This is a genomic window from Gordonia sp. HS-NH1 (assembly GCF_001418765.1).
In the GTDB taxonomy this organism is placed as follows: Bacteria; Actinomycetota; Actinomycetes; order Mycobacteriales; family Mycobacteriaceae; genus Gordonia.
On record NZ_LIYC01000003.1, the window covers coordinates 204,210 to 220,441 of the forward strand.

A 16,232-nucleotide genomic window follows, 5' to 3' on the forward strand; every position below is an offset into this window, starting at 1 on the left:
AGCTTAATGGCGATCGGTCCGTCGTCCGCCCACGGGCCTCGGCGCGACGGGCAGCGATAGTCTGGACGCATGCCAGTTCGTAGTGCCCTCACGCCGGGGATCGTCTCGCCCATCCGGTCCGTGCCCGACTCCATCGAACGTCCCGAGTACGTGTGGAAGCCGACGGTCGACGAAGGGCACGAGCCCTGGGTGCAGACGGCCGAGACCATCGAGAAGATGCGCATCGCGAGCAAGATCGCGGCCAACGCGCTCGCCGAGGCGGGCAAGGCCGTCGCCCCGGGCGTGACCACCGATGAACTCGACGCGATTGCGCACGAGTACATGATCGATCACGGCGCATACCCGTCGACCTTGGGCTACAAGGACTTCCCGAAGTCGTGCTGCACGTCGCTCAACGAGGTCATCTGCCACGGCATCCCGGACTCGACCGTGATCGAGGACGGGGACATCGTCAACATCGACGTCACCGCCTACATCCACGGTGTGCACGGTGACACCAACGCGACCTTCCTCGCCGGCGACGTCGATCAGGAGGCCGTCGATCTCGTCGAACGGACCCGGATCGCGACCGAACGGGCCATCAAGGCCGTGAAGCCGGGCCGCGAGCTGAATGTCGTCGGACGGGTCATCGAGTCCTACGCAAATCGTTTCGGCTACACGGTCGTGCGCGATTTCACCGGCCACGGCATCGGTGAGACTTTTCACAACGGGCTGATCGTGCTGCACTACGACGAGCCGAACGTCGACACGGTCCTCGAACCGGGGATGGTGTTCACCATCGAGCCGATGATCAACCTCGGCGCGCTGCCATGGGAGATGTGGGACGACGGCTGGACCGTCGTGACCGCCGACCGCCGGTGGACCGCGCAGTTCGAGCACACCCTCGTCGTCACCGACGACGGAGCCGAGGTCCTCACGCTTCCCGACAACTGAGAGGTCAGGCCGACCAGGAGTCAGGCGGGGAACCGGACGGGCTGCGGTTCGCTGCTCGTCGTGGTCGTCCCGTTGCCGAGCTGACCCTTCCCGTTGAGGCCCCAGCAGTACATCTCGTCGTCGGCGACGGCGCACACGTTCGCCGACCCGGTGGTGACCGCGGTGACCCGGGACAGTCCGTTGACGCGGTCCGGGCTCTTGTCGGGCTGATCGCTGCGCGACCCCCAGCAATAGGCGGAACTGCCGGCGGCGGCGCATCCGCCGTACGCCGCGGTCGACACCTCGGTGGCCCCGCGGACGTCGATCCGGGTCGGGGTCCGCCGGTTCTGCTCGGTGCCGTCGCCGAGCTGGCCGCTGGTGTTCTGGCCCCAGCAGAACACGCCGCCGGAGCCGGCCACCGCACATGTCGAGTAGAGGCTCGCGCTGATCGACGTCGGCGAATCGAGACCGAGAACCCGCGTCGGGGTCAGGCGGTCGATCGTGGTGCCGTCACCGATCTGGCCTTCGCGGTTGTTGCCCCAGCAGTACGCGGAGCCGCCGGCGATCGCGCAGCTGGTGGTGTGCGAGGTGGAGACGGCGGTCACGTCCGTCAACCCGGCGACGCGGGTCGGCACGTCCACCGAGCCGGTGCTGCCGTTACCCACCTGCCCGCTGGCGTTGTTGCGCCAGCAGTAGGCGTCGCCGTCGCTGATCGCGCAGATCGTCAACCCGACCGACACCGCCGACACCCGTGACAGGCCGGTCACCTTCGTCGGGAGCGGCACGTTCTGGCCCGGCTGTCCGACGCCGTAGCCCCAGCAGTAGAGGTCACCGGAACTGATCGCGCAGGTTGTTCCGAGACCGCCCATGCTGACCGCGGACACATCGGAGATGCCGGTGATCGCGACGGGCCGCGGGCGGTCGGTGGTCGTGCCGTCGCCCAGCGTGCCCCGCTCGTTGCCGCCCCAGCAGTACAGCCGGCCGTCGCGTACCGCGCACGTGCTGTCCCCGCTGGACGCGATGGAGTCGAAGGTGCCGCTGCCGGCCGGGGAACCGGACGTGCTGGGCCCCGACGTCGACGACCCGGCGACCGTCGTCGGGGAATCCGACTCCGATCCGCCGAGGGCGATGGCGGCTCCGACGACCCCGACGACGAGGACGATGACACCGAGGACCGCGGCGATGATCCATGCGGTCCGCGAGCCGGATCCCCGTTGCCCGGGGCCGGGCCCATGCGGTCCGGTCGGATGGCCGAGACGCGGGCCGCCGGGACCGTAGGCGGGGAACGGTGCGTACTGACCACCGCCGGGCGGCGGGGCCCGGTGGGCAGCGGCGGGGTGTACCGGCGCGTGCTGGGTGGGCGGATGCTGGGTGGGGGGAAGCTGCTGGGGGCGACCCGGGGGCTGGTGCTGCCCGAACGGCGGCGTGGACGCCGTCGGTGCGGTCTCGACGGCCCGGGCGAGGGCAGCGGCGAACTCGGAACAGGACGAGAACCGGTCGGCGGGGTTCTTGGCGAGGGCGCGCGCGAACACCGGATCCAGATATCCGAGATCGGGTCGACGCCCGGAGATCCGCGGTGGGGGTGTGTTGACGTGGCCGGCGATCAAGGCCATCGGGGTCTGGCCGGGGAAGGGTTGTGATCCGGTGAGCAGCTGGAAGGTGGTGCACGCGAGCGCGTACTGGTCCGACGCCGGTATGGCCGCCTCGCCGGTGAGGATCTCGGGTGCGGCATAGGCGAGGGTGCCGACGAACAGATTGGTGGCGGTCATCTTGGCGCCGTCCATCAGGCGGGCGATGCCGAAGTCGAGCACGGTGACCCGCGTGATCCGGCCGTCGGATCCCCGCGCGATCACGATGTTCGCGGGTTTGATGTCGCGGTGGATGACGCGCTGTGTGTGCGCGTAGTCGAGGGCATCGGCGACCTTGCCGACGATGGTCACCACATCCGCGACCGGCAGGATCGGTACGGCGGTGAGGTCGTCGCCGTCGAGGTAGGTCATCGAGAACCACGGACTGCCGTTCTCCACGCCGTGCGTGTAGACCGTCACGATGCCGGGATGATCGAGTGCCGCCGCGGTGCGGGCCTCGTTGCGGAACCGCTCGGCGAAGCTGGGGTCGGCGGGATTGGGCGAGATGATCTTGAGTGCCTCGCGCCGGCCCAGGGTCGGATGTTCGACGAGCCAGACCTGTCCCATGCCGCCGTGCCCGAGCAGCGAGAGAACGCGATACCCGGCGAACACGGATCCGGGCTTCACGACCTCCACGTCCGACGACCCCCCATTGCTGTGCACGACTGCTGACCCCTTCGATGGGCCACTCTATCCAGCGCCACCGCGCCGCGAGGCGAACGGTGCGCCGTGTGAACGACGCCACCACTAGGCTGTCCGGGTGGACGCAGTCGGTGGCGCAGTGCTCGTGGGCGGTACGAGCAGCGATGCCGGGAAGAGCCTGATCGTCGCCGGGCTGTGCCGGGCGCTGCACCGAGCCGGTGTGCGCGTCGCACCGTTCAAGGCGCAGAACATGTCGAACAACTCGGTGGTCACCCTCGACGGCGGCGAGATCGGTCGCGCGCAGGCGTTGCAGGCCTTCGCGTGCGGACTCGAGCCGTCCACCCGGTTCAACCCGGTGCTGCTGAAACCGGGCAGCGACCGCCGCTCGCACGTCATCCTCCGCGGCCGCCCGGCCGGCGACGTCGGGGCCGCCGACTATCTTCAGTGGCGGGCGCGACTGCGAGCCGTCGTCGCCGACGAACTGGCCGGTCTGCGACGCGATTTCGACGTGGTCATCTGTGAGGGTGCGGGTTCGGTCGCGGAGATCAACCTGCGCGCCAACGACATCGCCAATCTCGGTCTCGCACAGGCGGCTCGGCTTCCGGTGTTGCTGGTGACCGACATCGACCGGGGTGGCTCGCTGGCACACCTGTTCGGGACCACCGCGGTTCTCGACGACGCCGATCAGCGCCTGATCGCCGGGTACGTGATCAACAAGTTCCGCGGCGACCCCTCGATCCTCGAACCGGGGCTCCGCCAGGTGGAGGCGATCACGGGGCGGCCGACGCTCGGTGTCGTGCCGTTCGCCGACGACCTGTGGCTCGACGCCGAGGACTCCCTCGCCGCACCCGTCGGGCGACGCGTCGGGCCACCGCGCTCGTTCACCGAGTCCGGCCCGACGGTGGGCGCCCGGTTGCGTGTCGCGGCCATCCGGCTGCCGCGGATATCGAACTCGACCGACGTCGAGGCGCTGGCCTGCGAACCCGGTGTCGACGTCACCTGGGTCGACGACCCGGCCGGGGTGGCGGCCGCCGACCTCGTCGTCGTGCCCGGTACCCGGGCCACCGTCGCCGACCTCGACTGGGTCCGGGCGCGCGGCATCGGGGAGGCGCTGACCGAACGCGCCGCCCGCGGACGTCCGATCGTCGCCGTCTGCGGCGGATTCCAGATGCTCGGCCGAACACTCGACGACCGGGTCGAATCCGGTCGCGGGCGTGTGCCCGGGCTGGGGTTGTTCGACCTCGACATCGAGTTCGACGCCGACAAGACCGTGCGGCAGGTCACCGGCGCCGGCGGATCGGCCGGTGACCCGGCGTCCGCGGTCGCGATCAGCGGCTACGAGATCCATCACGGACGGGTGACCCGCTCGGCGGAGGACACGTGGATCGTCGACGACCGGCACGGACCGGAGGGCGCGATCCGGGGGGCCCTACGGGGTACGCACTGGCACGGATTGCTGGCGTGCAACGACTTCCGTCGCCGTCTCCTCACCGACGTGGCGACCGAGGCCGGGGTGCGCGGGTTCCGCGTGGCACCGGACACCGATGTCGACGCCGAACGTCGCCGGCAGGTCGACCAGATGGCCGACCTCGTCACCGAACATCTCGACCTCGACGCCGTGACGCGTCTCATCGAACAAGGGCCGCCGCGCAATCCGCCGATCATCCGGCACCACCTCGATGCTCTGTAGGCGCTGCGATCCTGCGAACGGGTTATCGTTGCCCAATGACTGAAGATCACCGTCAGGTGACCGTGAACGGCCTCACCTTCGACGTCCGGATCGGGGGGCCGGAGGCCGGCCCGTGGGTTCTGTTGCTGCACGGCTTCCCGGTGAACGGAAGCTGCTATGACCAGGTTCTGCCGCGCCTGCACGAGTCGGGCCTGCGCACCCTCGTGATCGACCAGCGCGGGTACAGCCCGGGCGCGCGGCCGTCCCGGGTGGACGACTACCACCTCACCCACCTCGTCTCCGATGCGATCGGCGTGCTCGACGCGCTCGGCATCGGCTACGCGATCCTGGTCGGACACGACTGGGGCGGCATCCTCGCGTGGCATCTCGCCGGGAAGTACCCCGACCGGTTCACCGGACTCGTCGTCGGGAGCACCGGGCATCCGTCGGCGATGCGCGACGCGCTCGCCGGCAGCGATCAGCGCGAACGCTCCTCGTACATTCTCGATTTCGTCACCGACGGGGCAGAGGAGAAGCTCCTCGCCGACGACGGTGCGCAGCTGCGGGCCGTGGGGATCACCGAGGACGAGCTCGCCCCGCTGCGGGAGCCCGGCGCCCTGACCGCGGCGCTGAACTGGTACCGCGCGAACTTCACCGGCGACATCAAGGCGACGATGGCCTGCCCGCCGGTGGAGATCCCGACGACGCTGCTGTGGAGCGACGCCGACACCGCGCTGGGTCGCGAACAGGCACAGGGGAGCGGCCGGTACGTCTACGGCGACTTCCGCTTCTGCGAACTCGCCGGCGTGGACCACTGGATTCCGCAGCACGCCGCTCCGGCCCTCGCCAGCGAGATCGCCCTGCGCTCAACCATTTTCTGAGGGTCTCGCCGACGCCGTCAGATCTCCAGGCCGAGCAGCGCGTTCTCGAGGACCTCGGGCATCGCCGGGTGGATCCAGTACTGCCCGCGGGCCAGCTCGTGTGCGGTCTGTCCGAAGTGCATCGCCTGGATGACCGGCTGGATGACGGTGGGTGCCTGCGGACCGATGAGGTGTGCGCCCAGCAGCCGGCCGGTGCCGCGCTCGGCGATCAGCTTGCAGAATCCGGTGGTGTCCTCCATGGCCCAGCCGTAGGCCACGTCGCCGTAGGCCTGGACCTTGACGGCGATGTCGAGGCCGGCGTCGAGCGCCTGGGCCTCGGTCAGCCCCACCGACGCGATCTGCGGGTGGGTGAACACCGCGGCCGGTACGAACCGATGGTCGAAGGAGTCGAGATCGGTTTCGTCCCAACCCTTCAGGAGGTTGGCCTGGACGACCCGCTGCTCGTGGTTGGCGACGTGCTTGAGCTGATGGGGCGAGCTGACGTCGCCGAGGGTCCACACGCCGCGGGCGGCGGTGCGGCCGTGTGCATCGCAGCGCACGCGGCCCTCCTCGTCGAGTTCGATGCCGACGGAACCGAGGTTGAGCCGGTCGCCGTTGGGCCGGCGGCCCGTCGCGACCAGGAGCACGTCGGCCTCGAGTGAGGTGCCGTCGGAAAGCCCCACGCGGACACCGCCGTCGGGCAGGTCCTCGGCGTCGGTGATCGTGGTCGCCAGGCGCACGTCCCACTTCTCCTCGGCCACCTGGGTGAAGCGGTTGGAGATGTCGGCGTCCTGCTTGCGCAGCAACGCCGGTCCACGCGCGATGACCGTCACGCGGGAACCCAGCGCGCCGAAGACATGCGCGAATTCCGCGGCGATGTAACCGCTTCCGGCGATGATCAGGCGTTCGGGCAGCTCGGCGAGACGCATCACGTCGTTGTTGGTGTAGTAGGTGACGCCCGAGTCGGCGATGACCTGGGGGATGACCGCGCGCGAGCCGGCCGCCAGCACCACCTCGGCGGCGAGGACCGTGTCGCCGTCCCGGGTGACCAGCCGGTACCGGCCGTCGTCGTCCCGCCCGTCGAACTCCACATGGGAGTCGTAGACGGTGATGTTGTCGCAGCGGTCGACCCGGTACTCCTTGCCGCCCTGCGACAACGGGTCGATGCGGCCGAACACGCGGTCGACGATGCCCGGCCAGTCGACCGAGTCGACCTTGGCGTGCACGCCCAGGCGCGCGCCGTGGGTGGCGATCTCGGCCACCTCGGACGCGTAGACGAACATCTTGGTCGGGATGCAGCCCACGTTGAGGCAGGTGCCGCCGTAGACGCCCTCCTCGAAGATCGCGAGGGTCTTGTCCGCGAACCGGTCGTCGGGGATGGCGTTGCCGCTCCCGGAGCCGATGATGGCCAGGTCGACGACCTGTGTGGCGGTCATAGGGGATTCTCGCTTTCGGTTGAGAGGACGGCGGACAGCCAGTGGTCGACCTCGCGGTAGGCGTGCTCACGAGCATGCGCGACGGAGAGGAATACGTCATGCCGGGCGTCGGGGATCGGCACCGCGGTCACCCGGCCGCCGAGGCAACCGCTCCAGCGCGCGATGTGGGTGACGTCGAGGACGGCATCGGCATGATCGGTGGACGGGGAGTAGGTCTTGGCGAAATGCGTTTTGTCCGAACGTAATACAAGGGCGGGCACACCGACGTCGATACCGTGGTGCAGGCGGCGCTGGCCGCTGCGCACCGCGTCGAGGAAACCGAAGGTGACCGGGAATCCGCCGAGCGGTTTCGCCGACAGGTCGTAGTTCCACTCGCCGTGAGCGCTGTCGTGCAGGCTCTCGCCGTAGGCCTGCGAGAGTTCTTTCGGGATCACCCTGGTCGGAGCGACGGCGGCGATCGCCTTGATCAGCAGTGTGACCGGCAGCGTGCGCAGGACCGCGTCGCCCTGCAGGTCGAACCACGGCGAGTTGAGCAGGAGTCCGTCGACCGCGGCGTGCAGGGCCGGCTCGCGCTGCCGCAACCGGTCGAGCCAGAGCGCGGTGACGAGGCCGCCGGTCGAGTGGCCGGCCACCACGACGCGGCAGTCGGGGCCCACCTCGTCGAGGATGATCCGCAACGAGGCGTTGAGCTCCTCGTCGTACATCGCGAGGTCGGTGGTGAAGTGCGGCGTGTGGTGCGACTGCCGCGAACGTCCGCATTTCCGGAGATCGACGGCATAGAACGCGTAACCGCGGTCGACGAAGAAATCGGCGAGCGGCTCGTGGAAGAAGTAATCGGTGAAGCCGTGGACGTAGAGCACCGCGCCGCGTGCGGGTGACGTCTCGGCGCGGCGCACCAGGGTCGCGGTGACCGGCGACTCGCCGTCGGGGTCGGGTCCCAGCGGGAGCACGCGTTGCCGGTAGGCGTCGAGGAATCGGTCGGGCCGCCAGTCGGCGGCGGCGGATACGCTCACGCCAGCCAGCATAGTGACAGGTCACCGACTGCCCAGGTGTCGTGCAGCCCACAGTTGCGCAGGTCGATTCTGTCGGGGGACGTGCCATGCTGGACAATGGCGGTTGAGAAGGATCGGGTGAGAAGTGCCCGGTCGAGAAGGTGCCATCCGGGACGACGTGCCGCGACGAACTCAGGTCACAGTGTCCCACCAGGTGAAGTGGAGTCCAGGTGTCGAAAACGGAGATCACGACCGACGTCGCGTTGGTGGGTGCGGGAATCATGAGTGCCACGCTGGGAGCGCTGCTCCGGCAGCTCCAGCCCGACTGGTCGATCAGCCTGTTCGAGCAGCTCGACGCGGCCGCCGCGGAGAGCAGCGACCCGTGGAACAACGCCGGCACCGGCCATTCGGCGCTGTGCGAGCTCAACTACACGCCGAAGACGGCCGACGGTGACGTCAACATCGACAAGGCGCTCACCATCAACGAGCAGTTCCAGGTGTCGCGCCAGTTCTGGGCCCACGCGGTCGACAGCGGCATCCTCGGTGACCCGTCGGAGTTCATCAACCCGATCCCGCACGTCGCCTTCACCCACGGCGCGGAGGGGCAGAAGTACCTCCGCAAGCGCTACGACAACCTCGCCTCGCAGACCCTGTTCGAGGGCATGGAGTTCATCGACGACCCAGCCGAGTTCAGCGAGCGGCTGCCGCTGATGTCCCACGGACGCGACTTCGCCGACCCGGTCGCACTGAACTGGTTCGACCAGGGCACCGACGTCGACTTCGGCGCACTGACCCAGCAGCTCCTCAACTACGTCGCGCAGGGCGCCGACATCTACTTCGGCCACTCGGTCACCAACCTGTCCAAGCAGTCCGACGGCAGCTGGATCGTGAAGGTCCGCAACGGGCGGACCGGCCAGAAGCTGTCCGTGCACGCGAAGTTCGTGTTCGTCGGCGCCGGCGGTGGTGCACTGCACCTGCTGCAGAAGTCGGGGATCAAAGAAGCCAAGGGGTTCGGCGGATTCCCGGTCTCCGGTGAGTTCTTCCGCTGCACGAATCCCGACCTCGTCGCCGAGCACCACGCGAAGGTCTACGGACAGGCCGCCGTCGGTGCGCCGCCGATGTCGGTGCCCCACCTCGACACCCGCGTCATCAACCACAAGCCCGGCCTGCTGTTCGGTCCGTACGCCGGCTGGTCGCCCAAATTCCTCAAGAGCGGCAAGATCACCGATCTGCCCGCGTCGATCAAGCCGGGCAACCTGCTCCCGATGATGTCGATCGCGCCGAAGGAGTTCGGCCTGCTCAAGTACCTCATCAGCGAGCTCGCCGCCGGCCCCGCCGACCGGGTCAAGACGCTGTCGGAATTCGTCCCCCGCGCGCTCGGCGCCGACTGGGAGCTCATCACCGCCGGACAGCGCGTACAGGTCATCCGCAAGACCGGCGTCGGTGGGCAGCTCGAGTTCGGCACCGCGGTCGTGGCGGCCGGTGACGGCACGATCGCCGGCCTCCTGGGGGCGTCGCCCGGCGCCTCGACCGCCGTCCCGGCGATGCTCTCGGTGCTCGAGCAGTGCTTCCCCGAGGAGTACGCGGGCTGGACGTCGAAGCTGTCCGGGATCATCCCGTCCTTCGGCCAGAAACTGAACGGCAACCGGGACCTGTACCGCCAGGTCTGGGACTGGACGAACAAGTCGCTGCAGCTGACCGAGCGCAACGAGACCCCCGCCGAGACCGGCCGGCTCGCGCCCGCCACCGCCGGCTGATCTCTCGGGAGATGAAGTCCGGCCGCGTTGTGTGCTAACCACGACACATGATCTCCGTACCGCGGGTGCATCGCGCCCAGGCCGATGACATCGATGCAGCCACGCTGTATCGGATCCTGCGGCTCCGGGTCGAGGTCTTCGTCGTCGAGCAGGCGTGTCCGTACCCCGAGCTCGACGGACGCGACCTCGAGCCGACCACGAGACAGTTCTGGATCACCGACGGTGCAGACCCGCCCGAGGGTGCCGGAGAGGACGCGACCGACGGGGCGGGTACGGTCCTGGCCACGCTGCGACTGCTCGAGGAACCCCAGACCGACGGCGGGCAGGTCTTCCGGATCGGGCGGGTCTGCACCGAGCGGAACCATCGGGGCCGCGGTCTCGTGGCGACCCTCATGACCGCTGCGCTCGACGAGGTCGGGGACCGCCCGTGCCGGATCGAGGCCCAGACCTACCTCACCGAGATGTACGGCAAGTTCGGCTTCGCCCGCGACGGCGACGACTACCTCGAGGACGGAATTCCCCACGTGTCGATGCTCCGCGCCGGGTCGCGATGACCACCCTCGGTGAACTCCCGGCCCCCGCCGATCTGGCTGCCGACGTGCGCTACCCGTTCAGTGCGGTCGTCGGCCAGGAGCAGCTCAAGCTCGCGCTCATCCTCTCGGCCATCTCGCCGGGTATCGGCGGAGTCCTGATCCGCGGCGAGAAGGGCACCGCGAAGTCGACGATCGTGCGCGGCCTGGGTCCGTTGCTCAGCGTGCCCGGGTCGGTGGACGACACGGCAGGCCGCGTCGTGGAACTGCCGATCGGGGCGACCGAGGACCGCGTGATCGGCTCGCTGGACCTCACCTCGGTCCTTCGGGACGGCCGCGCGGAGTTCACCCCCGGCCTGCTCGCCCGGGCGCACCGCGGGGTCCTCTACATCGACGAGGTCAACCTGCTCGCCGACCACCTCGTGGACGTCCTGCTGGATGCCGCGGCGAGCGGGCGGGTCACCATCGAACGCGACGGTGTGTCGCACACCCAGGCGGCCGATTTCGTGCTCGTCGGGACCATGAACCCCGAAGAGGGCGAGCTCCGCCCGCAGCTGCTCGACCGGTTCGGGCTCGCCGTCGACGTGGCGGCCGGACGCGAGGTCGACGAACGCGTCGAGGTGGTGCGCCGGCGGATGGCCTACGACGCCGATCCGGAGTCGTTCGTCGCCGCCCACGCCGCCGCCGAACACGAACTGACGCAACGCATCGCGACGGCGCGCGCCGCCGTGGGCACCGTCGAGCTCCCGGACCGGGAACTGCGCCGGATCGCCGGCATCTGCGCCCACCTCGACGTCGACGGACTCCGCGGCGACATCGTCGTGGCGCGGACCGCGCTCGCCCACGCCGCCTGGCGCGGAGCAGTTGTCGTCGAAGACGTCGACGTCCGGGCGGCGGTGGAGCTGGCACTGCCACACCGGCGCCGCCGCAACCCGTTCGACGAGTCGGGACTCAGCTCCGACCAGCTCGACGAGGCGATGTCGGCGGGTGAGGACGCGGCCGGGCCCGACTCACCCGACGACGACCCGGGACCGCCGGAGACGCCACCGCCCGGTGGCGGGGGCGATCCGCCGGCGTCCGAGCCGAACGACACCGCCACGGCTCCCGGCGCAGCACACGACACCGACACCGCCGAGGATCCCGGCACCGCGCCCGAGACCGGCGACGGCGAGGTCCCGCAGACCGCCCCCGGCCCCGCGTTCGGCTCCGCGTCTGTTCCGACCGGTCGTCGGATGCCGACCCTGCGGGTCGACGGACTCGGCGACGGGGATCCGGGCCGTCGCTCGAAGGCGCGCAGCCGTCGTGGGCACACCACCCATGCCGTCGACTTCGACGCCGAACGACCGGTCCATCTGTTCGGCACCGTGCTCGCCGCTGCCGGCCGGGCGACACGGGGCGACGACGGGCGGCCGGGCGGCCTGCGTATCGCGGCGCCGGATCTGCGGTCGGCGCAACGGATCGGCCAGGAGTCCAACCTGGTCGTCTTCGTCGTCGACCTCAGCGGTTCGATGACCGCGCGGCGTCGTCTGGCCGCGGTCTCCGAGCTGTGCGTGGAGATGCTGCGTGACTCCTACACCCGCCGCGACCGCGTCGCCGTGGTCGTCGCGCGGGGTTCCGCCGCGACACTGGCGGTGCCGCCCACCAAATCCGTCGAGATCGCGGTGCGTCGCCTCGAAGAGATCCGTACCGGTGGCCGCACGCCGCTCGGCGAGGGCCTGCAACTGGCCGCCGACGTGGTGGAGCGGTGTCGACGCGCGGAGCCCGACCGCCGGCCGTTGCTGGTGGTCCTCACCGACGGACGGGCCACCTCCGGGCGCGACGCCTCGGGTCGCAGCGCGATGGCACGCGCCCGGCAGGCCGCGGACGGCATCCGCCGCCGCGGGATCGGGTCCGTGGTCGTCGACTGCGAGCAGGGCATGGTCCGGCTCGGACTCGCCGGCGATCTGGCGGCTCACCTCGGTGCCGACCTGATCCCCATGGACGAGCTGTCGGCCACCGCCCTCACCGGACCGGCACCCGCACGCGGGGCGGCCTGAGCCCTCCGTCCGGGACCGACCCGCCCACCCGTCACCGCCCACCACCCGCAACCGGCAAGGAGAAGTCGAGTGCCCCAGGGAGTTCCGGTCAGCATCCCCGATGACGGGCTGACGACGCGACAGCGCCGCAACCAGCCCGTCCTGGCGGTGCACACCGGCGACGGCAAGGGCAAGTCGACCGCTGCGTTCGGCATGGCGATGCGCGCGTGGAACGCGGGCATGCGGGTCGCGGTGTTCCAATTCGTCAAGAGCGCGAAATGGAAGGTCGGGGAGGAGTCGACGATGCTCGCCCTCGACCGGGTCCACGCCGAGACCGGCGCCGGTGGACCGGTGGAATGGCACAAGATGGGCCAGGGCTGGTCGTGGCTGCGCGCCAACTCCGACCACGACGACGACCACGCCGCCGCCGCACAGGCCGGGTGGGCCGAGATCGCCCGCCGCCTCGATGCCGGTGAACACGACTTCTACGTCCTCGACGAGTTCACCTACCCGCTGCACTGGGGATGGGTCGACACCGCCGAGGTCGTCGACACCCTCGCGCGGCGCCCCGGACGCCAGCACGTGGTGATCACCGGCCGGCGTGCGCCGGCCGAACTCGTCGACGCCGCCGATCTCGTCACCGAGATGCGCAAGATCGCCCACCCGATGGACGCGGGCCGCAAGGGGCAGAAGGGGATCGAATGGTGAACTCCGCCGGCGGTTCGACGCCGGCCGTCGTGATCGCCGCACCGTCGTCCGGTAGCGGCAAGACGACCGTGACCACCGGCCTCATCGGTGCACTGCGGGCAGCCGGGCACCGGGTGGCCCCGTTCAAGGTCGGTCCCGACTACATCGATCCCGGCTACCACGCGGTGGCCGCGGGACGTCCCGGGCGCAACCTCGACCCGAATCTGGTGGGCGCCGAACGCATCGCGCCGCTGTTCGCCCATGGCGCGGCGGGTGCGGACATCGCGGTCGTCGAGGGCGTGATGGGCCTGTTCGACGGTCGCATCGTCGACCACGACAACGGCAGCTCCGACGACGGCGGCATCGGGGCCGGGTCCCTCGGCGTGGGCTCCACCGCGCACGTCGCGTCGATCATCGGCGCGCCGGTGATCCTCGTCGTCGACGCCGCCGGGCACAGCCAGTCACTGGCCGCGGTGCTGCACGGATTCCTGTCCTATGACCCCTCGGTGTCGATCGCGGGCGTCATCCTCAACCGGGTCGGCTCGCCCCGTCACGAAATGGTGCTGAGACAGGCCGCCGCCCGGGTCGGACTGCCGGTTCTCGGCGTGCTGCGTCGTCACCCGTCGCTGACCGTGCCCTCCCGCCACCTTGGCCTGATCCCGGCTGCCGAACGCAATGCCGACGCGGTCGCGGCGGTGGACGCGATGACCGCACACCTGCGCGGCGCCCTCGACCTGCCGGCCATCGTGGCCGCCGCCCGCGCACGATCGGTGCCCGATGCGACGGCGTGGTCGGCGTCGGAAGCCGTTGCGCCCCATCGCCGTACCGCGACGACCGAGTCGCCGGTCATCGCCGTCGCCGGGGGAGCGGCGTTCACCTTCGGCTACGCCGAGCACGCCGAGATGCTGACCGCCGCCGGTGCGCGCGTCGTCGTGTTCGACCCGCTCGTCGATCGGCTGCCCGCGGATGCGGGCGGCGTCGTGATCGGCGGTGGCTTCCCGGAGGAACACGCCGAGGCGCTGGCCGCCAACGAACTCCTGCGCGCCGACCTCCGTGCGCATGCCGCGGCGGGTCGTCCGATCCACGCCGAATGCGCGGGCCTGCTGTACCTGTGCGCCCAGCTGGACGGGCACCCGATGAGCGGCGTCCTCGACATCCCCGGCCACTTCGGCCCCACCCTGACCCTCGGCTATCGCGACGCCGTCGCCGTGAGCGACTCGGTCCTCTTCCGGACCGGCGAACGCGTGACGGGCCACGAGTTCCACCGCAGCGGGGTGGGCGACGGCGCGCACGCACCCGCCTGGGCGTGGCGGGATGCCTCGGGCCGGGCATCGAGGCACGGGGTCACGACGGCGTCGGTGCACGCCTCGTATCTGCATCTGCATCCGGCCTCGATCCCGGAGGCGCTGTGCCGCTTCGTATCCCGGGCCGCCGAGGTGGCGCCGGCACTGTCCTCCGACCGGGCCGGTGACACCGCCGGGGCGTCGTGATGCTCGACCACCGGCTCCGCGAGACCCTCGACGCGCTCGCCGACCACGGTGCCGACGACCCGGCGTTGCTGCGGGAACTGCTGGAGGCGGTCCTCGTCGTCGGTCAGGGTGTCGAGCTCGACCGGGCGCTGCAGCGCATCGTCGAGGTCGCGGCCGGTCTGGTGGACGCCCAGTACGGCGCCCTCGGAGTGCGCGGTCCCGACGGCGGACTGAGTGAGTTCGTGCACATCGGGATCACCGACGCCCAGCGGGCGACCATGGGACATCTGCCGGTCGGACGCGGGGTACTGGGGCTGCTCATCGACGAACCCCGCCTGCACCGCATCCACGACCTCGGCGCGCACCCGACCTCGGTCGGCTTCCCGGCCAACCACCCGCCCATGCACACGTTCCTCGGCGCACCGATCATGGTGCGCGGGGAGGTCTTCGGCAGTCTCTACCTGACCGAGAAGCGGTCCGCGGAGGACTTCTCCGAGGTCGACGAGACCGTTGTCGCGGTACTCGCGGTCGCCGCCGGTATCGCCGTCGACAACGCGGGCCTCTTCGAGCGGGCCCGCACCCGGCATCGCTGGATGCAGGTCCTCGCCCGGCGTGGGTCGGAGCCGCTGGCCGGAATCGCACTGTCGGACACCATGTCCCGCATGTGCGCGGATGTCGCCGACCTGGTCGGCGCCGTCGATGTCTACCTGTTCACCGAGCTGGCCGGGGAGGTGGAACTGCGCGGTCACACCGGGGAGCCGGTGGAGGTCGACACCTTCATCGCGCCGGATGCCACGTCTCTACGGGTGCAGCGCTCCGGGCAGATCGCGGAGTCGCTCATCCGGCGTGGCGCCCGCTGGACCTCGGTGCAGCCACTGCAACGCGCGTCGGGCGCGTTCGGCTGGATGCTGATCACGCACCGCAATCGCCCGTACTGGGACGACGAGGAGATCGCCGGTCTCGCCGGTGTGGCCGAGGTCGCCTCGCTGGCGGTGGTCTACGCCGAACAGCAGCAGATCGCCCGCGATCTCGAGGTGCTCGAGGACCGGCACCGGATCGCCCGAGACCTGCACGATCACGTGATACAACGACTCTTCGCGGTCGGCATGTCGGTGCAGACGCTGCTCGCCGGGACCACCGATCCCGCCGCCGCCACAGCGCGCCTCGAGCAGATCATGACCGACCTGGACCGCACGATCGCGCAGATCCGCACCTCGATCTTCGATCTGCAGACGGCCTATGGACCCGATGCCGACCCGACGCTGCGACGGCGGGTGATCGACATCGTCTCCGAACTGTCCGGGCACGCGTCGATCTCGCCGAGCGTGGAGTTCGACGGCCCGGTCGACACAGTGGTGCCGGACGCGCTCGGACCGCATATCGACGCGGTCCTGCGGGAGGGATTGAGCAACGCCCTCCGGCACGCGCGGGCCGAGCACATCGCCGTCTCGGTGACCGCCGACGACGTGCTGACCGTCGAGATCAGCGACGACGGCATCGGCATCGGTGCCGACGTCACCTACCGCGGACTGGAGAACCTGACCCGGCGGGCCGAGGACTGCGACGGGACGTTCAGCGTCCTCACGCGCAGGGGCGGGACGACGCTCACCTGGTCGGTGCCCCTCCTCGGATAGC

General features: G+C 70.3%; 12 protein-coding genes. 9 read left to right on the plus strand and 3 right to left on the minus strand.

Annotation, left to right across the window (positions count from 1 at the left end):
• Positions 1 to 69: 69 nt before the first annotated feature.
• A complete protein-coding gene (gene map / locus AMD30_RS04360; protein ID WP_010841474.1) occupies positions 70 to 933 on the plus strand; it encodes a type I methionyl aminopeptidase in 864 nt (287 codons plus the stop codon).
• Between the two features lie 20 nt (positions 934 to 953).
• Here map and AMD30_RS04365 read toward each other — a convergent pair whose 3' ends face one another.
• Positions 954 to 3,167 carry a protein kinase domain-containing protein gene (locus AMD30_RS04365; RefSeq protein ID WP_231632639.1) on the minus strand — a complete coding sequence of 738 codons (2,214 nt, stop codon included), beginning with the start codon at positions 3,165 to 3,167 and terminating at the stop codon, positions 954 to 956.
• A gap of 133 nt (positions 3,168 to 3,300) precedes the next feature.
• Here AMD30_RS04365 and AMD30_RS04370 point away from each other — a divergent pair, with 133 nt between their 5' ends.
• Positions 3,301 to 4,872 (plus strand): cobyric acid synthase, encoded by a 1,572-nt coding sequence (locus AMD30_RS04370; RefSeq protein WP_055474800.1) that lies wholly within the window; start codon positions 3,301 to 3,303, stop codon positions 4,870 to 4,872.
• Positions 4,873 to 4,928: 56 nt separating this feature from the next.
• On the plus strand, positions 4,929 to 5,732 hold the full coding sequence (locus AMD30_RS04375) for an alpha/beta fold hydrolase (RefSeq protein ID WP_084817196.1): 804 nt from the start codon (positions 4,929 to 4,931) through the stop codon (positions 5,730 to 5,732).
• A gap of 17 nt (positions 5,733 to 5,749) precedes the next feature.
• Here AMD30_RS04375 and AMD30_RS04380 read toward each other — a convergent pair whose 3' ends face one another.
• Complete coding sequence (locus AMD30_RS04380) at positions 5,750 to 7,147, minus strand: mycothione reductase (protein WP_055474802.1); 1,398 nt, start codon at positions 7,145 to 7,147, stop codon at positions 5,750 to 5,752.
• Positions 7,144 to 8,172 carry an alpha/beta hydrolase gene (locus AMD30_RS04385; protein WP_010841469.1) on the minus strand — a complete coding sequence of 343 codons (1,029 nt, stop codon included), beginning with the start codon at positions 8,170 to 8,172 and terminating at the stop codon, positions 7,144 to 7,146. Before AMD30_RS04385 ends, AMD30_RS04380 begins: the two co-directional genes overlap by 4 nt.
• A gap of 197 nt (positions 8,173 to 8,369) precedes the next feature.
• Here AMD30_RS04385 and mqo point away from each other — a divergent pair, with 197 nt between their 5' ends.
• The 6 genes from mqo (at position 8,370) to AMD30_RS04415 (ending at position 16,231) form a co-directional block, all read left to right on the plus strand.
• Positions 8,370 to 9,896: a malate dehydrogenase (quinone) gene (gene mqo, locus AMD30_RS04390; RefSeq protein WP_010841468.1), complete on the plus strand. Its 1,527-nt coding sequence runs from the start codon at positions 8,370 to 8,372 to the stop codon at positions 9,894 to 9,896.
• A 47-nt stretch (positions 9,897 to 9,943) separates the two neighbouring features.
• Entirely contained in the window at positions 9,944 to 10,450 is a 507-nt protein-coding gene (locus AMD30_RS04395; RefSeq protein WP_010841467.1) for a GNAT family N-acetyltransferase, read from the plus strand.
• Positions 10,447 to 12,462, plus strand: coding sequence for a VWA domain-containing protein (locus AMD30_RS04400; protein WP_055474803.1), 2,016 nt, complete (start codon positions 10,447 to 10,449; stop codon positions 12,460 to 12,462). Before AMD30_RS04395 ends, AMD30_RS04400 begins: the two co-directional genes overlap by 4 nt.
• A 69-nt stretch (positions 12,463 to 12,531) precedes the next feature.
• Entirely contained in the window at positions 12,532 to 13,149 is a 618-nt protein-coding gene (gene cobO / locus AMD30_RS04405) for a cob(I)yrinic acid a,c-diamide adenosyltransferase (protein WP_010841465.1), read from the plus strand.
• Entirely contained in the window at positions 13,143 to 14,618 is a 1,476-nt protein-coding gene (locus AMD30_RS04410) for a cobyrinate a,c-diamide synthase (RefSeq protein WP_055474804.1), read from the plus strand. Before cobO ends, AMD30_RS04410 begins: the two co-directional genes overlap by 7 nt.
• Positions 14,618 to 16,231, plus strand: coding sequence for a GAF domain-containing sensor histidine kinase (locus AMD30_RS04415; RefSeq protein WP_055474805.1), 1,614 nt, complete (start codon positions 14,618 to 14,620; stop codon positions 16,229 to 16,231). The genes AMD30_RS04410 and AMD30_RS04415 overlap by 1 nt, the downstream gene beginning before the upstream one ends.
• The last annotated feature ends 1 nt before the right edge of the window (position 16,232 follow it).